This window comes from Labrys sp. E2SS-1L (assembly GCF_057073705.1).
The window spans coordinates 4121758-4141227 of sequence record NZ_CP172712.1 but is presented as its reverse complement, the minus strand read 5'-3'; the positions used below and the strand labels follow the sequence as shown (position 1 = coordinate 4141227).

Annotated in this window: 15 protein-coding genes; all 15 read left to right on the top strand. The window is 63.1% G+C overall.

Going from position 1 to position 19470, the window contains the following annotated elements:
• Nucleotides 1-21: 21 nt before the first annotated feature.
• Nucleotides 22-3489, top strand: a complete 3468-nt coding sequence (dnaE, locus tag ACIGJE_RS19360; RefSeq protein ID WP_311935047.1) for a DNA polymerase III subunit alpha — start codon at nucleotides 22-24, stop codon at nucleotides 3487-3489.
• 115 nt (nucleotides 3490-3604) lie between these two features.
• Complete coding sequence (locus ACIGJE_RS19355) at nucleotides 3605-5458, top strand: WD40 repeat domain-containing protein (RefSeq protein ID WP_483678459.1); 1854 nt, start codon at nucleotides 3605-3607, stop codon at nucleotides 5456-5458.
• A 270-nt stretch (nucleotides 5459-5728) separates the two neighbouring features.
• Nucleotides 5729-6742, top strand: a complete 1014-nt coding sequence (locus ACIGJE_RS19350) for a 30S ribosomal protein S2 (RefSeq protein ID WP_068296046.1) — start codon at nucleotides 5729-5731, stop codon at nucleotides 6740-6742.
• A 166-nt stretch (nucleotides 6743-6908) separates the two neighbouring features.
• Complete coding sequence (gene tsf, locus ACIGJE_RS19345) at nucleotides 6909-7838, top strand: translation elongation factor Ts (RefSeq protein ID WP_311935043.1); 930 nt, start codon at nucleotides 6909-6911, stop codon at nucleotides 7836-7838.
• Between the two features lie 117 nt (nucleotides 7839-7955).
• A complete protein-coding gene (gene pyrH / locus ACIGJE_RS19340) occupies nucleotides 7956-8672 on the top strand; it encodes a UMP kinase (RefSeq protein WP_068296050.1) in 717 nt (238 codons plus the stop codon).
• Nucleotides 8673-8705: 33 nt separating this feature from the next.
• Nucleotides 8706-9266 carry a ribosome recycling factor gene (gene frr / locus ACIGJE_RS19335; protein ID WP_367623001.1) on the top strand — a complete coding sequence of 187 codons (561 nt, stop codon included), beginning with the start codon at nucleotides 8706-8708 and terminating at the stop codon, nucleotides 9264-9266.
• Nucleotides 9267-9399: 133 nt separating this feature from the next.
• Entirely contained in the window at nucleotides 9400-10170 is a 771-nt protein-coding gene (locus tag ACIGJE_RS19330; RefSeq protein ID WP_311935039.1) for an isoprenyl transferase, read from the top strand.
• A gap of 109 nt (nucleotides 10171-10279) precedes the next feature.
• Nucleotides 10280-11104: a phosphatidate cytidylyltransferase gene (locus tag ACIGJE_RS19325; RefSeq protein ID WP_311935037.1), complete on the top strand. Its 825-nt coding sequence runs from the start codon at nucleotides 10280-10282 to the stop codon at nucleotides 11102-11104.
• 52 nt (nucleotides 11105-11156) lie between these two features.
• Nucleotides 11157-12281 carry a M50 family metallopeptidase gene (locus ACIGJE_RS19320; RefSeq protein ID WP_311935035.1) on the top strand — a complete coding sequence of 375 codons (1125 nt, stop codon included), beginning with the start codon at nucleotides 11157-11159 and terminating at the stop codon, nucleotides 12279-12281.
• Between the two features lie 173 nt (nucleotides 12282-12454).
• Nucleotides 12455-14662: an outer membrane protein assembly factor BamA gene (bamA, locus tag ACIGJE_RS19315; RefSeq protein WP_068296059.1), complete on the top strand. Its 2208-nt coding sequence runs from the start codon at nucleotides 12455-12457 to the stop codon at nucleotides 14660-14662.
• A gap of 267 nt (nucleotides 14663-14929) precedes the next feature.
• Nucleotides 14930-16006: a UDP-3-O-(3-hydroxymyristoyl)glucosamine N-acyltransferase gene (lpxD, locus tag ACIGJE_RS19310; RefSeq protein ID WP_311935033.1), complete on the top strand. Its 1077-nt coding sequence runs from the start codon at nucleotides 14930-14932 to the stop codon at nucleotides 16004-16006.
• Nucleotides 16007-16075: 69 nt separating this feature from the next.
• Entirely contained in the window at nucleotides 16076-16540 is a 465-nt protein-coding gene (fabZ, locus tag ACIGJE_RS19305; RefSeq protein WP_068296063.1) for a 3-hydroxyacyl-ACP dehydratase FabZ, read from the top strand.
• The gene (gene lpxA / locus ACIGJE_RS19300) at nucleotides 16540-17376 is read left to right on the top strand and encodes an acyl-ACP--UDP-N-acetylglucosamine O-acyltransferase (protein WP_440726871.1); all 837 of its coding nucleotides are present in this window, start codon (nucleotides 16540-16542) and stop codon (nucleotides 17374-17376) included. Before fabZ ends, lpxA begins: the two co-directional genes overlap by 1 nt.
• Nucleotides 17373-18263 (top strand): LpxI family protein, encoded by an 891-nt coding sequence (locus tag ACIGJE_RS19295; RefSeq protein ID WP_367622995.1) that lies wholly within the window; start codon nucleotides 17373-17375, stop codon nucleotides 18261-18263. Before lpxA ends, ACIGJE_RS19295 begins: the two co-directional genes overlap by 4 nt.
• Before the next feature lie 2 nt (nucleotides 18264-18265).
• The gene (gene lpxB / locus ACIGJE_RS19290) at nucleotides 18266-19435 is read left to right on the top strand and encodes a lipid-A-disaccharide synthase (protein ID WP_415084014.1); all 1170 of its coding nucleotides are present in this window, start codon (nucleotides 18266-18268) and stop codon (nucleotides 19433-19435) included.
• The last annotated feature ends 35 nt before the right edge of the window (nucleotides 19436-19470 follow it).

The window sequence follows — 19470 nt, the reverse complement described above, 5'->3', positions numbered from 1 at the left end:
CCAGCGCGGAGCGGAGGTGTCATGGCGGAGGGAAAGGTGAACGGTCCGGGATTCGTGCATTTGAATGTCCGTTCGGCCTATTCCTTGCTCGAGGGGGCGATGAAGGTCCCTAAACTCGCCGATCTCGCCAAGGCCGACGGCATGCCGGCCCTCGCATTGACGGACACCAACAATCTGTTCGGAGCGCTGGAGTTTTCCGAAAAGCTGGCGGGCAGCGGCATCCAACCGATCATGGGCATCTCGCTGGCGATCAATTTTGCCGACCGCGAGGATGCCTCGGACCGGCGTCCTCTGCACCAGCGGCGCTTGCCGCGCATGATCCTGCTGGCCCAGAGCGAAACAGGCTACGGCCATCTGATGGCACTGTCCTCCCATTGCTACATGGATCCCGCCAGCGGCGAGGAAGCCCATATCTCGATCGGGCGCCTGGCCGAATTCCAGGAAGGCCTGATCGCGCTGACCGGCGGTCCCGCCGGCCCGCTGGACATGGCCCTGCGCGAGGGGCTCGATGATCTCGCGCGAACCCGGCTGCAGCGTCTGCAGGCGATGTTCGCCGATCGGCTCTATGTCGAAGTGCAGCGCCATGACAGCGCGGAGGAGCAGCAGGTCGAGGCACCGCTTCTGGAGCTTGCCTATGCCGCCGAGGTGCCGCTGGTCGCGACGAACGAGGTCTATTTCGCCGCGCGCGCCGACAACGAACCGCATGATGCGTTGCTTGCCATCGCCGAGGGTCGCATCCTCGCAGAGACGGACCGGCGGCGAATGACGCCGAACCATTACTTCAAGAGCCGTTCGGAAATGATGTCCTTGTTCAGGGATATCCCAGAGGCAATTGAGAATACGATCGAAATTGCCAAACGTTGTGCCTTTCGCGTACGCACGCGAAAGCCGATCCTGCCGCGCTTTTCCACGGGCCTCGACGAGACGGGGGCCCCTGTCGACGAGGCCGTCGAGCTGCGCCGCCAGGCCGAGGATGGCCTCAGGGCCAGGCTGGCCGCGCATGGTCCGGCTCCTGGCCATACTGAAGAGAGCTATGCCAAGCGGCTTGAGTTCGAGCTTTCGATCATCGAGCGCATGAAGTTTCCCGGCTACTTCCTGATCGTGTCGGACTTCATCAAGCATGCCAAGGCGAAGGGCATCCCAGTCGGTCCGGGGCGCGGATCCGGCGCTGGCTCCCTGGTTGCCTACGCCCTTACCATCACCGATCTCGATCCACTCCGCTTCAGCCTGCTGTTCGAGCGCTTCCTCAATCCCGAACGTATCTCGATGCCGGACTTCGACATCGACTTCTGCCAGGAGCGGCGTGACGAGGTCATCCGCTATGTGCAGGAGAAATACGGGGAGGATCGCGTCGCCCAGATTATCACCTTCGGTTCCCTCCAGGCGCGCGGCGTGCTGCGCGACGTCGGGCGCACGCTGGAGATGGGATATGGCCAGGTCGACAAGCTGTGCAAGCTTGTGCCGCAGAACCCGGCCAATCCGGTCACCTTGGCCAAGGCGATCGAGGACGAGCCGAAACTGCGCGAATCCGCCAAGGACGATCCCACCGTCGAGCGCCTGCTCAGCATCGCCCAGAAGCTCGAAGGGCTCTATCGCCACGCCTCGACCCATGCCGCCGGCGTGGTGATCGGGGATCGTCCGCTGGTGGAGCTGGTGCCGCTCTATCACGATCCCAAGACCTCGATGCCGATGCCGGCCACCCAGTTCAACATGAAATGGGTGGAGCAGGCGGGCCTGGTGAAGTTCGACTTCCTCGGTCTCAAGACGCTCACCGTGCTCGAGCGCGCTTTGATGTTCCTAAAGCAGCGCGGCATCGCTCTCGACCTTGCCGCCCTGCCGCTCGACGACAGGAAGAGCTATGAAATGCTCGGCCGCGGCGAGACGGTGGGCGTGTTCCAGGTGGAAAGTGCGGGCATGCGCAAGGCATTGCTCGACATGAATGCCGACCGTTTCGAGGACATCATCGCGCTGGTGGCGCTCTACCGCCCGGGCCCGATGGCCAATATTCCAGTCTACAATGCCCGAAAGAAGGGGTTGGAAGAGCCGGACTACATGCTCGACCAGCTCAAGCCCGCCCTGGAAGAGACCTATGGCGTCATCATCTACCAGGAACAGGTGATGCAGATCGCGCAGATCCTTTCCGGCTACACGCTGGGCGAGGCCGACATGCTGCGCCGCGCCATGGGCAAGAAGATCAAGGCGGAGATGGACGCCCAGCGTGCGCGCTTCGTCAAGGGCGCGGTCGAAGGGGGCATTCAGAAGGCCAAGGCCGACGAGATCTTCGATTATCTCGCCAAATTCGCCGATTACGGCTTCAACAAGAGCCATGCGGCAGCCTATGCGCTGGTCTCCTACCAGACCGCCTACTTGAAGGCGAATTATCCGGTCGAGTTCATGGCGGCCTCGATGTCGCTGGATATGTCGAACACCGACAAGCTCGCCGAATTCCGTCTGGAGGCGCGTCGGCTGGGCATCAAGGTCGAGGCGCCTTCCATCAACCGTTCGGGACCGGACTTCGAGGTCCATGACGGCGCGATCCGCTATGCGCTCGGCGCGGTCAAGGGCGTCGGCCTCGCGGCGATGGAGCGCCTGGTCGAGATCCGCGGTGACCAGCCCTTCTTCGACCTTGGCGACTTCGCCCGGCGCATCGATCCCAAGGCCATCAACAAGCGCATTCTCGAAAACCTGGCGGCGGCGGGAGCCTTTGACGAATTCGACCGTGACAGGGCTCGCGTCACCGCCTCCATCGATGCCATCATGGCCCAGGCGCAACGCTCCCACGCCGAGAAGAGCGACGGGCAGGCCGATATGTTTGGTTCTGCTTCGACCCCGGAGCCGCTCAAGGGGACGGTCGTAGAACCCTGGGAACCCGCCGACCGTCTGCAGCGCGAGTTCGACGCGATCGGTTTCTTCCTTTCAGGCCATCCGCTCGATGCCTATGCCACGGCCCTGGAGCGCCTGCAGGTGCCGTCCTGGGCGCAGTTCACCCAGAAGGTGAAGCAGGGCGCCACGGCAGGGCGCCTGGCAGCGACCGTGCTGTCGCGCTCCGAGCGCAAGACCCGAACCGGTTCCAAGATGGGCGTGATCATGCTCTCCGATGCCTCGGGCCAGTTCGAGGCGGTGCTCTTCTCCGAAGGCCTGGCGCAATATCGCGACCTGCTCGAGCCGGGCACGGCTGTGCTGGTCGGCGTGCAGGCCGCACATGAAGGCGATGACGTCCGCATCCGCATCGTGACGGCCGAGAGGCTCGACAACGCCACCGCCAAGACCCAGCGCGGCATCAAGGTCTTCCTGCAGGGCGAGCAGGCGCTCGAATCCGTTGCCAAGCGGCTGGGCCAGCGCGGGGAGGGGGAGGTCTTCCTGATTCTCCAGCTCGATGGCGGCATGCGGGAGGTCGAGCTGAAGCTGCCCGGCAAGTTCCTGGTCACGCCCCAGGTCGCGGGCGCGATCAAGGCGATACCGGGCGTGGCGACCGTCATGCAGATGTAAGGCTGCATGGCGGTTCGCCGCGCGGTCCGTGCATGGCCATGGTTTCGAAGGGCACAGATCGGCAAAGCACATGGGTGCTAGCCTGTCCGGGACAACCTTCGATGAGAGGCGCGCATTGAACGATATGGGCCAGGTTGTTCGGTCTCGACGTCATTTGCTTGGCGTCCTGCTGGTTCTCGGTGTGCTCGCGGCCTCGGTGGTCTATTATTGGTTCAGGCAGCACCAGCATGCCGAATTGCTGCGCCTCAACGGCGAGGCAGCGCAGATGGTGGCGCGAAACCTGGCCTTCGAGGCAGCCGGCGTCGGTGGAGGGAGCCCGAGGTCAGGTGCCGCGGATCCGCCCGGCGAAAGCGAGCCGCGTCTCGTGGTGCAGGCCGGCAATGCCTTTGGCAATGGCTGGACGGCGATGTCGCGCGACGGGCGCCTCCTGCTGATCGCCAATCAATTCGACGATCTCAGACTATGGGATGTTGCCACGGCGACATTGCTGCGCCGATTTCCCGACACAGGCGAACAGAACTACAAGGTCATCAAGGGATTGGACTTCCTCCGCGACGCTGATGCCTTCCTCGTCTGGTACCGAAACAAGGCACGCTCGCAAGACGATCTGACGTTGTTTGATACGCGCGACGGAAAGGTGATCCGGACGTTCGTGCCCTGCGAGGCGTCGCAGATTTCGACAATGGCATTGAGTCGGGATGGACGGCGCGCCGTCATCGCCTGCAGCAAGGGCGGCATCGTCTTGTGGGACGTCCAAACCGGCGCTCTGGTGCGATCCCTTCTTGCTGGCGACCCCGGCCGCGCCGCGCCGGCCGACGTCGTCGCCATCTCTCCGGATGGGCGCGCAATTCTGGCCTCCTGGGAGGATCCGGTGTCGTCGCGGTGGGAAACCGCGTCCTTTGACGCAGAGAGCGGCGGCAAGACCTGCGCCATGCCGGATCAACGCCCTGCGCTTTCCTGCCTCGTCGAGGGCGATCGACGCTATTGCCAGATTCAGGCGGCGCGGCAGGAGGCCGGCAGGGTTTTCTCGCTCGACGGGCGCAGCGTACTGCTCCTGGACGCGGGCAGCGGCGATGCCGTGGCGTGGGAGGTCGGGCGCTGCGTTGCGACGGCGCGAAGCGCTCCGCCGGGCCCGGTTGTCGCCGCATCCGCCCGCAATCCACGCGCCTTGTCGCGGATGCCCGATTCCTCGCTGGTCCTTTGGGATGTCGCGACCGGCATCCGCCTTGCCGCGTGGCCCGGGAGTGATTCCACTAACCGGCCGCAGGCTCTCGATTTCTCGGCCGATGGTGGCCTGATTGCCGTCAAGGCCGATGGAGGCGACGTCTATCTTTGGTCCACCATCGACGGAACATCGCGCTTTATCCCTCAAAGCAGCTTCAAGCGGAATTTCCAGTTTGCGCCCGATGGGCAGAGCGTACTGTCCGCGGAATTCGACTATCCGGTGTGGCTCTGGCAAGAGGTGGATCAGAAGGCCGGTCAGGAAGCCAAGAACGCCTGGCGGGAGATTTCGCTGGCCGGAAACCCGAGTATCACCCGATTGAGTTTTGGGCCCAACAGCCAGTTCTTGCAAGTTGCCTCAGGTAGCAGCCTGGTCCAGTGGGACCTGGATACGGGGCAGGGTACGCTCGGTTATGTCGGCTCGTCACCGGCCGATGGCGCGGTCGTCTCGCGGGATGGGCGCTGGAAGGCCATCAAGTCCCGAGATCAAAATGGCGGCGTCGAACTGCGCGACGGCCGTAGCGGAGCATTGCTGGTGACGCTCCATGCCAACCAGTCTCCCACCAGCAGCAGGGCCGAAACACTGGCGTTGGCACCGGACGGCCGCTTCGTCACCAATACGGACCCGCGCAGGGTATTGGCGCTGGTCCGCGGGACGAGCATCCTTCGCCTCGACGATTACATCCGGCAGAATCAGCGCGCCAGCCTGACGGAACTGCTTGGCGAGCAGGCGACTACCGGGCCTTGAGGTCGATGGAAGGCCGCCTCCGCCGATCGAAAGACACAGCGGAGGCATAGCCCGTGGCGGTGGAGCGAGCGCAGGATCGGACTTCATCATGATGGCGGATGTCTGGGGGCTTGCCTAATCGGCCGCATCCGCTTATAGAGCGCGCCATTCCACACGCGGACGAAGCGGCCCTGCCGCTCCGGTGCCGTGTTTTGTTTCGTCCGCAATGGCGCGGCGAGGCAGGCACGGTAGATGTCCGCGGAGGCCTTATCAAACCGGAGTTACAACTCTATGGCACTGCCAGATTTCTCTATGCGTCAGCTGCTCGAAGCTGGAGCCCATTTCGGCCATCAGTCGCACCGCTGGAACCCCAAGATGGGGCCCTATCTCTTCGGCGTGCGTAACGGCATCCACATCATCGACCTCGCCCAGACGGTTCCCGCGTTCCATCGCGCCCTGCAGGCCGTGTCGGACACGGTCGCCCGTGGCGGTCGCGTGCTGTTCGTCGGCACCAAGCGCCAGGCCCAGGACGCGGTTGCCGATGCGGCCCGCCGTTCGGCCCAGTATTACGTCAATTCGCGTTGGCTCGGCGGCACGCTGACCAATTGGAAGACCATCTCCAACTCGATCCAGCGCCTGCGCAAGCTCGACGAGTTGCTCTCCGGTGGTGCTCAGCAGGGCTACACCAAGAAGGAGCGCCTCGACCTCACCCGCGAGCGCGACAAGCTTGAGCGCGCCCTCGGCGGTATCAAGGACATGGGCGGCACCCCCGACCTGATCTTCATCATCGATACCAACAAGGAAGACATCGCGATCAAGGAAGCCCGCCGCCTCAACATCCCGGTGGCTGCTGTCCTCGATTCGAATTCCGATCCGGATGGCATCACCTTCCCGATTCCGGCCAATGACGACGCCGGCCGCGCTCTGTCGCTCTATTGCGATCTCGTCGCCCGCGCCGCTCTCGACGGCATCTCCCGCGCCCATGGCGACATGGGTCTCGACATCGGCGCCGAAGAAGCTCCGCTGGTCGAGGAACTGCCGGTCGCCGACGAGGCTGCCCCCGCTGGCGAGCTCTTCGAGCTGCTGTCTGCTCCGCGCGGTGCGCCCGACGACCTGACCAAGCTGACCGGCGTCGGCCCGCAGCTCGAGAAGAAGCTCAACGAGGGCGGCATCTGGCACTATTGGCAGGTCGCTGCCATGACCCCGGAAGACGTCGCCAAGGTCGATGCCGAGCTCAAGCTCAACGGCCGTATCGATCGCGACGGCTGGGTGGAACTGGCTCGCAATCTGGTTGCCGGCGCCTGATCTTCCAGGGTCTGTGGTTTTTTGGGCTGCAATCTGATTGCAGCCTTCCTATCTATTCCTGAACACGGCCCGGCTGCTCGCCTTCCAATTGTGATGTTGGAGTGGTAAGCGCCGGGCCGCTTCCCATCACCGGACCTGTTCCGGTTTCCCAAAGAGGTATCCTGCGATGTCGAACATTACCGCCGCCATGGTGAAAGAGCTGCGCGAACAGACCGGCGCGGGCATGATGGATTGCAAGGCAGCGCTCACCGAGACCGCCGGCGATCTGGAAGCCGCCGTTGACTGGTTGCGCAAGAAGGGCCTGTCCAAGGCCGCCAAGAAGGCCGGCCGTGTCGCTGCTGAAGGGCTCGTCGCCGTTCTGGTCGATGGCAATCAGGGCGTTGCCGTAGAGGTCAACTCCGAGACCGACTTCGTTGCCCGCAATCCTGAATTCCAGGACCTGGTTTCGGGCATCGCCGAAGTCGCCCTGAAGACGGGTGAGGATGTCGAGGCCATCAAGGCAGCCGGTTTCCCCGGTGGCGGCAGCGTCGATGAGAAGATCGCCAACACGGTGGCCAAGATCGGCGAGAACATGTCGCTGCGCCGCGCCAAGATCGTCTCGGTCGGCCAGGGCGTGCTGGCGACCTATGTCCACAATCCCGTGGTGGCCAACAAGGGCCGCATCGGCGTGATCGTTGCGCTCGAATCGACCGGCAATGCCGAGAAGCTGGCCGAGCTCGGCCGTCAGATCGCCATGCATGTCGCTTCCTCGAACCCGGTCGCGGTCGATGCCGCCGGCGTCGATGCAGCAACCATCGAGCGCGAGAAGACCATTCTCGCCGACAAGTATCGCGAGCAGGGCAAGCCGGAAGCGGCGATCGCCAAGATCGTCGAAAGCGGCATCAAGACCTATTTCAAGGAAGTGACCTTGCTGGAGCAGGGCTTCATCTTCGATCCCTCCAAGTCGGTCGGCCAGGCCGTCAAGGAGAGCGAAGGGGCTGCCGGCGCGCCGATCAAGGTGGCGGGCTTCGTGCGCTACGCTCTCGGTGACGGCATCGAGAAGCAGGAGAACGATTTCGCCGCTGAGGTCGCCGCCCAGGCCGGCCACGCCGCCTGAGCGTTCTGTTTCAGGAAATGCCGCTGGCCGCATTTCGGCCATGTGGATGACGGAGATCGACAACAGGCGGCCATGGGCCGCCTGTTGTATAAGTGGCCAGCGAATCGGAGAGCAATCATGGCGGTACTTCCCTATAAACGCGTCCTGGTGAAGCTTTCCGGCGAGGCATTGATGGGAGGCGAGGCCTTCGGCATCGACCGGGCCACGGTCCGCCGTATCGCCGAGGATGTGATCGAAGCCGTCAAGCTCGGCGTCGAAGTCGCCGTGGTGGTGGGCGGCGGCAATATCTTCCGCGGCTCGCAGATCGCGGGCATGGGTCTGTCGCGGCCTGCAGCCGACTCGATGGGCATGCTCGCCACCGTGATGAACGTCATCGCGCTCGAAGCCCAGCTCGCATCGCTCGGCCAGTCCGCCCGCGCCATGTCCGGCGTCGCCATGCCGTCGGTGGTCGAGACCTATACGCGCCAGCAGGCGATGGAGCATCTGGCCAAGGACCGCGTCGTGCTGCTGGCGGGTGGTACCGGCAATCCCTTCTTCACCACCGATACCGGCGGCGCGCTGCGCGCTGCGGAGCTGGAATGCAATGTCCTGATGAAGGGCACGCAGGTCGACGGCATCTATTCCGCCGATCCCAAGAAGGATCCGGCCGCGACCCGTTATGATCACATCACCCATGACGAGGTCATCCGCAAAGACCTCAAGATCATGGATACGGCAGCGTTTGCGCTTGCCCGCGAGGCGCGCTTGCCGATAATTGTTTTTTCGATTCAACAACCCGGATCCCTGGCAGCCGTGCTGCGCGGGGAGGGGCGTTGCACCCTGGTCACTCCCTGACCGCTTCCGTCAAGAAATTTCGAGGGCAGGAACATGGCTGCATCATTCGATCTCGCCGAAGTCAAGCGTCGCATGGAAGGCGCACTCAATGCGCTGAAACATGAACTGGGCGGCTTGCGCACCGGCCGTGCCTCTTCTTCCTTGCTCGAGCCCGTGCATGTTGAGGCTTATGGCGCCAGCATGTCGCTGTCGCAGGTTGCCACCGTTTCCGTGCCCGAGCCGCGCCTGATCAGCGTGCAGGTCTGGGACCGCGGTATGGTCGGCGCCGTCGAGAAGGCGATCTTGAACTCCAATCTCGGTCTCAATCCGCAGACCGAGGGCCAGGTGATCCGCTTGCGCATTCCCGAGATGACCCAGGATCGCCGCAAGGAGCTGGTCAAGGTGGCCCACAAATACGCCGAGTCCGCGCGTGTGGCTGTCCGCCATGTCCGCCGCGACGGCCTCGACATCCTGAAGAAGACGGAGAAGGACGGTGCCATCGGCGAGGACGAAGAAAAGCGTCTGGCCGATCAGGTGCAGAAGGCGACCGATGCGATGATCGCCGAAATCGACAAGACGCTCGTCTCCAAGGAGAAGGAAATCATGCAGGTGTGACGGAAGAGGGTTGCAGACTATCCGCAAGGACTATTCTACTTCCCCAATTCGACACCAATTATCCACTGTCTATCCGATGATCGTTCGATAGAATTCGTGCCAGCCGGTTCGGCGGAGAAGCTTCGAGGCACCAATGTTTGGCAGGGACGAAATCGACGATACCACCGTGGCGGCCCCGCCGACTCATGTCGCCATCATCATGGATGGCAATGGCCGCTGGGCCTCCAAGCGCCTGATGCCCCGTTTCGAGGGGCATCGCCGGGGCGTCGAAGCACTCAGGCGGACCGTCCGCGCCGCCGCGGAACTGGGCATCCGCTATCTTACGCTCTACTCCTTCTCCTCGGAAAATTGGTCGAGACCTCGAACCGAGGTCGACTATCTCATGGGATTGGTGAAGCGTTTCGTTCGCAACGATCTGGCGGACCTGCATGCCAACAATGTTCGGGTGCGCATCATCGGCGAACGCGAGGGGCTTGACGCCGAGCTTGCCGAACTCCTGGTGGAGGTCGAAAACCTCACAGCTGCCAATACGGGGCTGACCCTTGTTGTGGCGTTCAACTATGGCGCCCGGCAGGAGATCGTCGCTGCCGCACGGCGCCTGGCCGAGAAGGTCGCGGAGGGGACGCTCAAGCCGCAGGACATCACGGCTGATGCCCTTGCCGCCAATCTTCATACGCATGATATTCCGGATCCGGATTTGGTCATCCGGACCTCTGGCGAACAGAGGCTTTCCAATTTCCTGCTTTGGCAGGCGGCCTATGCCGAATTCGTCTTCGTCCCCCTGCTCTGGCCAGATTTCGATCGACGTGCCCTGGAGGCTGCGCTGGCCGAATACCATGCGCGTGATCGTCGTTTCGGGGGGCTCGGCGAAGCCAATCCGCCCCGTCAGGCCAATTCCGGCTAGGGCAATATCGTCGGCGTGCCTGTGGGGGATGATGTGAGAGCAGTTTTGTGTCGGGGGATAGCGGCTGGCCGTCCGCGGGGGACGGTTTCATCCGCCCGTGGTCTCTGACATGGCGGGCGTATCCAAGGCCAACTGGTCCGATCTTTCCATCCGTATCGCCTCGGCCCTGGTCATGGCCGGGCTGGCGTTGGCCACCGCCTGGTGGGGCGGGCCGCTTTTCGCGTTGTTCTGGTTTCTCGCAGCCGCAGCCGTCCTGTGCGAATGGCTGTTCCTGATCGCCGGCGGCCGACGGGATTGGTTGATCGTTGCGCTTGGTGTCGGCTTGCTCGCGGTATCGACCGTGCTCGCCCAGGGCGGGCAGGGAGGCGCAGCCCTGCTGACAGTCCTGGGAGGCGCGGCGGTGATGGGGGGGCTGGCCTGGGGGAGAGGGGCGATGCAGCCTTTGCTGGTCGCGGCCGCCTTGCCCTATGCGGCCTGCGTGGTCTTGCCGGCTACCCTGCTAAGGTTGGACGAGCCCTATGGCATGCGTGCCATTTTCGTGCTGTTCGCCATTGTCTGGGGCTCTGACGTGCTGGCCTACTTTACCGGCCGCACCTTTGGCGGGCCGAAGCTGTGGCCGAGGGTCAGCCCAAAGAAAACCTGGTCGGGTTTCATCGGTGGTACGGTGTTTGCCGCCTTGGCGGCCGGCCTGGTTGGCGGCTCCCTTGTTCTGGTTCCCATAGGCGCGGTGCTGGCAGCGATCTCTCAGGGGGGCGATCTCCTTGAATCCGCCTTGAAGCGCCGCTTTGATGCCAAGGATGCGAGCCATCTGATCCCCGGCCACGGCGGCGTCATGGACAGGCTCGACGGTTTCCTGGCGGCGGCATTGGCCGCCTTGCTGATCGGACTTGTGCATGCCGGCTTGCACCCGGCCCAGGGATTCATTGTGTGGTAGTGCCAAAAGGCAGAGCCGGTCTGGCTTGGTTTGCGGCGCGTGAGAGGAATGGATGATGGGCCTTCTGGATAGTTTCGGTCTCGGTGCTCTCGGCTTCGTGCCGTTCATCGTGATCATTTCCATCCTGATCTTCTTTCACGAGCTTGGGCATTTCCTCGTTGGGCGCTGGTGCGGCGTGAAGGTCGTGACCTTCTCGATCGGCTTCGGACCGGAATTGTTCGGCTATGACGACCGGCACGGTACTCATTGGCGCATCGCGGCAATCCCCCTCGGGGGCTATGTACGCTTCTTTGGCGATGCGAATGCCGCTTCCCTGCCCGATGAAGAGCGCAATCAGCTGATGACGCCGGAGGAGCGGGCGGTCAGCCTGTTCCACAAACCGGTCTGGCAGCGCATCGCCATCGTGGCGGCCGGTCCTTTGGCCAATTTCATCCTGGCCGCCTTCGTCTTCGCGGCGGCATTCTCGATTTATGGTTACCCGAATTCTGACGCCATTATCGGGCCGATCAAGGCCGATGGACCGGCGGCCAAGGCGGGCCTGCGCAAGGGCGACCGGATCGTCGAGGTCAATGGCACCAAGGTCACACTGTTCGACCAGCTTCCGGAACTGATTTCGGCGGAGCCCGGGCGCCCCGTGAAGCTCACCGTCGAACGCGGGGAGGAGAGTTTCGACGTCAGCGTCACGCCGGAAATGCGCACGTTCACTGCGCCGGATGGCAAGACTGTTTCACGGGCGATCATCGGCATCGGTCCCGGCGGCATGTCGCGTCTCGATCCGGCATCGGCGCTGTGGCAGGGTACCAAGGAAACTGTCCAAGGCATTGGTGCGTCAGCGAAATTTATCTACGATCTTTTTGCGGGGCGTGGTGATCCCAAGCAGGTGACCGGCATTGTCGGCATTGCGGTAGCCTCCAAGACGATCACGGAAACCATCGGGCTCGCCGGCTTGATCCTGCTCACGGCGGGGCTGTCTATTTCGGTCGGCTTCATCAATCTGTTGCCGATACCGGTTCTAGATGGCGGCCATCTGGTCTTCTACGCCATCGAAGCGATCCGGGGGCGGCCGGTTGGAGCGCGCGCGCAGGAGTTGTCCTTCGGCATCGGGCTCATGTTGATAATTACAATCACCGTTTTGGTGTTGGGCCATGATCTGTCACAGCAATTATCGGGTGGCTGAGAGGGCGTGGCGGATTCGCAACGGTCTCCCAAAAAAGGACGGATGGCAGCCGGGGGTCGGTTTGCATGCGTCCGGAAACCCTGTAGAAGCATTTCCAATGAGAGCAATGCGGGCTGGCGAGGTTTGGCGTTGAACTCGACTTGGTTTGGTAAAAAGAGTGGGATTTAGACCCGATGGCAACAGCAATGTACAAGTTGAAGCTGGGCGTTGCCCTCGCGGCCGTCGCGGTTCCGTCGTTGTTCGGGGCCTTCGTGGCATCTCCCTTGGTGGGCACGGCTGAAGCCGCTCCGAGGAAGCATGTTGCGTCGCGCTCGGCGCCGATCGTCAACCGCATCGTGTTCGAGAAGAACAAGAAGGTCACCGCGGATCAGCTGTCTTCCATCATGGAGACCAAGCCTGGTAGCCAGGTGAACCAGGCTACCCTCAACGCCGATATCGATCGTATGCGTGAGGCCTATAACCGGACCGGTCGCTCGACGGTGCAGATTACCTACCGCGAAGTCCCGCTGCCGAACAATCGCGTCGACCTCGTCTTCACCGTGGCTGAAGGCTCGAAGGTCGGCATCGACTCGATCAACTTCGTCGGCAACAACAATTTCTCCGCCTGGCGCCTGAAGCGCCAGATGGCGACGGTCGAGAGCGGCTATCTCGGCTGGCTGCGCACCACCGACACCTATGATCCCGATCGCCTCGCTGGCGACGAGGAGCGTCTGCGCCAGTTCTACGTGAACCACGGCTATCCCGACTTCCGTGTCGTTTCGATCGTGCCGTCGCTGAACGAGAAGCAGGATGCCTATGTCCTGACCGTTACGGTCGATGAGGGCCAGTACTATAAATTCGGTCCCTCGCAGGTCGAATCCAGCATTTCGGACGTCAACCCGGCCGATCTCCAGGGCGACGTTCAGTCCTGGAACAACTGGACCTACCGTGGCGAGGACGTGGACAAGACCGTCGAGGACATGACGGTCAAGCTGGCTGCTTCCGGCCATCCGTTTGCTCAGGTTCGTCCTCGTGCGGTCCGCGATGCCGGCGGCAACATCATCAGTGTCAACTACGTCGTGGAAGAGGGCGCGAAGGTCTATATCGAGCGCATCAATATCCGCGGCAACACCCGCACGCGTGACTATGTGATCCGTCGCGAGTTCGATATCGGTGAAGGCGACCCCTATAACAAGGCCTTGATCGAGCGGGCCACCCGCCGGCTGCGGAATCTGGGTTACTTCAAGAACATCCGCGTCACCAACGAGCCGGGCTCGGAGCCCGATCGCGTGGTCGTCAACGTCGAGGTCGAAGACCAGTCCACCGGCGAATTCTCGCTGGGCGGCGGCTACTCCACCTCGGACGGCTTCCTCGGCGAAGTTTCGCTCACCGAGCGCAACTTCCTCGGCCGCGGCCAGTATGTGAAGGCTTCGGTGCAGTATGGCCAGCGCACGCAGGGCTACAGCCTGTCCTTCACCGAGCCCTATTTCCTCGGTCAGCGCATCGCTGCCGGCTTCGACATCTTCTCGAAGACGACCGATGACAGCGACTACAGCTACTACAAGGACCAGACTACGGGTGGCACGTTGCGCGCCGCCTTCCCGATCACCGAGAATTTCACCGTCGGCGTGAACTACACGATCTATTCGGAGAAGGTGACTATTCCGGATGGGCGTTACACCGATGGCGACTTTGATAACGGTGAAGCGTCGTGGGCCATCAAGGAGTTGGCTGCGGACGGTCGCCGCCTTGTCTCGATGGTAGGTTACACGCTGACCTACAACACGCTGGACGATCTCAAGCAGCCGAGCTCGGGTGTCTATGTTCAGTTCAAGCAGGATATTGCCGGCTTGGGCGGCGACGCCAAGTTCATCAAGCAGTCGATCGATGGCCGCTATTACTATTCGCTGACCGACGACCTTACCTTGATGGTCCGCGGCCAGGGCGGCTATATGCGCGGCTTCGGTGACAAGGACAGTCTGGCGATCGTCGACCAGTTCAACCCCGGCCCCGATCTGGTGCGTGGCTTTGCTCCGGGCGGTATTGGTGCGCGTGATATTGCCGGCGGTGCCAAGGGCAACGGCCTGGGCGGCACCACCTACTTCGGCGGCACGGTGGAACTGCAGTTCCCGATCTTCGGCCTGCCGCGTGAAGTCGGTCTGCGCGGCGCCGTATTCGCAGACGCCGGTACGCTCTATGGCTATGGTGGCAAGAATTTCGCCATCCAGCATCCCGGCGAGTTCGATCTCGTCGACAGCCACAAGATCCGCTCTTCGGTCGGCGCCAGCTTGCTGTGGGCCTCGCCGCTCGGCCCGTTGCGCTTCGACTACGCTTATGTCTTGACCAAGGACAAGCATGACGACACGCAGGCCTTCCGCTTCGGCACGATCGTCAACTATTGATGATCTGACCTGTCGTTTTCGCCGGCCGGTCCCTTCGGGGCCGGCCGGTTTTTTGTTCGCAAAGTGCCATCGCCTGGATGTCGCAACGAACGGACATATTCGGTGTTTTGCATCGCGGCCCCTTCATCGTGTATGGGCTGGCGCATGAATGTTCAGGCCGGTAACGCTTTTGCAAAGGGACTGGTCTATTCATGATGGAAAAGATCGCCGGTTTCGAAGCAGCCACTCGAAGCCGGATTTGGAGGGGCTGACCGCAGCGTGGACTTGATGACGGATCCGGTATTCTTTCACGCGCGCAACCGTCTCACCGTTGCCGATATCGTCGAGCTCACCGGCGCTGAACCCGTGGCCGGTCTGTCGCTGGACCTGACGGTGGAACGCGTCGCGCCGCTCGATCAGGCCGGGGAAGGCGATCTGAGCTTCCTCGAAAATCCGCATTACCTGCCGATGCTGGAAACGTCTAAGGCAGCGGTCATCCTGATCTCTCCCAAATTCGTCGATCGCGCCCCGAAGCAGGCCCCCCTGCTGGTGGCGCGCGAGCCCTACCGCGCCTTCGCGCAGATCGGCATGGCCCTGTTCCCGGATGCGGCACGCCCTCAATCCTTCTTCGGGGCCAAGGGGATTTCACCGGGCGCCGTCGTGCATCCCGAAGCGAGGCTCGAGATCGGCGTGACGGTCGATCCTGGTGCCGTGATCGGGCCTCGTGCGGAAATCGGGGCGGGAACCATCGTCGGCGCCAATGCGGTGATCGGCCCGGATGTGCGGATCGGGCGTGACTGCTCGATCAGTCCCAATGTCGTGATCCAGCATTCGCTGATCGGCAATCGCGTCATCATCCACGCCGGGGCATGCCTTGGCCAGGATGGTTTCGGCTTTTCGATGGGGCCGCGTGGCCATCTCAAAGTGCCGCAGGTCGGCCGTGTCGTCGTGCAGGATGATGTCGAGATCGGTGCCTGCACCACGATAGACCGAGGTGCCAATCGGGACACCATCATCGGTGAGGGTACCAAGATCGATAATCAGGTGCAGATCGCCCACAACGTGATGGTCGGCCGGCACTGCGTGCTGGTGTCCAAGGTCGGGATCTCCGGTTCGACCGTTCTGGAAGATTTCGTGGTGATGGGCGGCGCCTCTGCCACGGTCGGCCATATCCGCATCGGCATGGGTGCACAGATCGCCGGCGCCGCCAATGTCAAGGATGATGTGCCGCCGGGCGCACGCATGGGCGGCACGCCGGCTCAGCCGCTGGGCGATTATGCCCGCGAACTGGCTTTGCTCAAGAAGCTGGTCAAGAATTCGCGGGTTCGGTCGGGGCAGGGAACGGATGAGGGATCCGCTCCCTGAGGGGGCGAAATGGAGTTTGGCTTAAGCGCTCTGGCCGAAGGCCGAGCCGGTTCAGGAAACGAGACCTATATGAGTGAAGCAACCCCTGGAACGCTGGAAACTGCAGATATCGGCAAGCTCCTGACGTTGCTGCCGCATCGCTATCCCTTCCTGCTCGTGGATCGCATTGTCGAAATCGATGGCGACAATTCCGCCGTCGGCATCAAGAACGTCACCTTCAACGAGCCGCATTTCACCGGCCATTTTCCCGAACAGCCGGTGATGCCGGGCGTGTTGGTGATCGAAGCGATGGCCCAGACGGCCGGCGCGATTTGTGTGCTCAGCACGGAAGGCAAGGCCAAGCCGAAGGTCGTCTATTTCATGACCATCGACGAGTGCCGTTTCCGCAAGCCGGTCACGCCGGGCGACCAGATGCGCCTGCACCTGACCAAGCTGAAGAATCGCCGCAATATGTGGTGGTACAAGGGTGAGGCCAAGGTTGACGGCGTCACGGTAGCCGAGGCTGTGGTTTCCGCCATGCTGGTTACCGAATAATGGTCGGGGGGGCTCAACAGACCATTCATCCCACCGCCGTCATCGAGGCGGGAGCGAAGCTCGGCGAGGGCGTCAGTATCGGCCCGTTCTGCGTCGTCGGGCCTGAAGTGACGCTGGCGGACGGTGTCACGTTGCATTCGCATGTCGTGGTCACAGGGCGTACGAGCATCGGTGCGCGTACCAAGGTGTTCCCCTTCGCCTCGCTGGGGCACCAGCCGCAGGATCTCAAATATGCGGGCGAACCCTCGGATCTCACCATCGGCAGTGATTGCCTGATCCGCGAAGGGGTGACGATGAACCCCGGCACCAGCGGTGGCGGCATGCACACCGTGGTCGGCGACCGCTGCGCCTTTCTTGCCAATTCCCATGTCGGGCACGACTGCAGGCTCGGCAACAACATCATTCTCTCCAATGGCGTCTTGCTGGCTGGCCATGTTTCTGTCGGCGACTACGCCATTCTCGGCGGCGCGGCGGCGGTGATTCAGTTCGCACGGGTCGGCGCGCATGCTTTCGTCGGTGGGCTGTCCGGCGTCGAGAACGATCTGATTCCCTTCGGCATGGCCCTGGGCGATCGTGCCAGCCTGGCTGGCCTCAATATCGTCGGCCTGAAGCGCCGCGGCTTCGGGCGGGAACAGATCCATGCTTTGCGCCACGCCTATCGCATGCTGTTCGCTTCCGCTGGAACCTTGAAGGAGCGGGTCGAGCGGGTTGCCGAGACTTTCGCCGATCAGGCGGCGGTCATAGAGATCGTCGATTTTGTGAGAGCCGGGGGCCATCGTGCCCTGGTGACGCCGCGCGATGCGGCGGCGCGCGATCTCGCAGGCAGCGAGGCGTGAGCACACCGCCTGTTGCCGGAGTGGTTTCGGCCTTGCCTGCCTTGGCGGTCATCGCCGGGGCAGGGCGTTTGCCGGCCGAGATCGCGGCAGAGGCTGCAAAACGGGGTGAGACTGTCGCGATCTTGCCTTTGAAGGGCTTCGCCGACGCCGATTTTGCGGGCTACGCCCAATATCCCGTCAGCCTGATCGATCCGAAGGGGGTTCTGCAGGAATTGGCCCGGGCGGGCGCCGGCCGCGTGGTCCTGGCCGGCGCCGTGCATCGGCCGGGGCTTGGCATGGTACGCTCAGGTATCCAGGCTGTCCGGCATCTCGATGAAATCCGCAACGTGCTCGAGGGCGGGGACGACAATCTCCTGCGGGGCGTGATCGTGTTCCTGGAAAAGCACGGCTATGCGGTCGTCGGCGTTCGTGACGTCGCGCCGGCGTTGATGGCGCCCGTGGGGCCGCTTGGCCGCTTGTCGCCGAGTTCAGCCGAACTAGAGGGGATCACCATCGGCCGGCGTGCTCTTGTCGCCATGGGCGCCGATGATATCGGCCAGGGTGTGGTCGTGGCCCAAAAGCGCGTGCTGGCCGTCGAGGCGGCCGAAGGTACCGACAATATGATCCGGAGGGTGGCTCTTTTGCGCCGGCCTGGCTTGCTCGGACGCCTGTTGCGCCATGGCCGACCGCCCGTGGCCGAGCAGGATGGTGGCGTGCTGGTAAAGGCAGCCAAGCCAGAGCAGGATTTCAGGGCCGATCTTCCGGGCATCGGCCCGCGTACCGTGCGTCTCGCCAAGAAAGCCGGTCTCGCCGGTATCGCCATCGAAGCGGGCAATGTGCTCGTGCTGGAGCGTGATGCCACCATCGCGGCGGCCGACGCGGCCAGCCTATTCCTTGTCGGGGTGTGACGATGACCGATCGGCCCTTGAAGATCGCTATCGTCGTGGGCGAACATTCCGGCGACCAGCTCGGTTTCAAGCTGATGCAGGCCCTTCGGGCCCAGGCGGGTATGCCTGTCGTGTTCAAGGGCACTGCCGGTCCCGCCATGACGCGCGAGGGCATGGAGAGCCTGTTTCCTCTCGACGACATTGCGGTGATGGGCTTTGCTGCCGTGATCGGCCGCTTCCCCACGATCTACCGACGGGCCTGGCAGGTGATCGATGCCATCGTTGCCGATCCGCCCGATGGCCTGGTGATCATCGACAGCCCGGATTTCACCCATGCCGTCGCCAAGCGCGTGCGCCGGCGTCTGCCGCATCTGCCGATCATCAACTATGTTTCGCCCAGCGTGTGGGCCTGGCGCCCCGGCCGGGCCGTGTCGATGCGGGCCTATGTCGACCATGTGCTCGCTCTGCTGCCGTTCGAACCCGAAGCCTATCGCCGGTTGAACGGTCCGCCCTGTTCCTATGTCGGCCATCCCCTGATGGAGCGCCTGGGCGAATTGCGGCCCGATGCCGCGGAGGAGGCGATCCGGCAGGGAACGCAACCGGTGGTGCTGGTGCTTCCCGGCAGTCGCTCGAGTGAAGTAGGATTGCTGACCGAGGATTTCGGCAGGACGATCGAGCTCTTGTCGACCAGGATCGGACCTTTCGATGCCGTGCTGCCGACGGTGTCGCGCCATGCCGAACGTTTGCGACAGGCGACCGCCGGCTGGGCTGTGAAGCCGCGCGTCATCACCGACTCCGATGAGAAATACGCGGCCTTCCGCCGGGCGCGGGCAGCGCTGGCGGCATCGGGCACCGTGACGCTCGAACTGGCCCTGGCGCAGGTGCCGATGATCGGCACCTATCGCTTTCCTGCCTGGGAGGCCTTCCTGGCAAGGCGTCTGGTCAAGGGCCGTTTCTTCCTGCTGCCCAATCTGATTCTCGATCGGCGGGCGGTACCCGAACTTTTCCAGGAAGAAGTCGTGCCGGAACACCTGGCCGACCTGATGACTGGATTGCTGGGGGATACGGACGAGCGGCACGCCCAGATGCAAGCGTTCGACGAGATCGATCAGCGCATGCAGGTCGTGGGGGAAACACCCTCGCAACGAGCGGCCCGCATCGTCCTGGAAACCATCGCCGGCAAGACGAAGTGAACGCTTCGAGCATACGAAACAGAGGCTGGAAACCA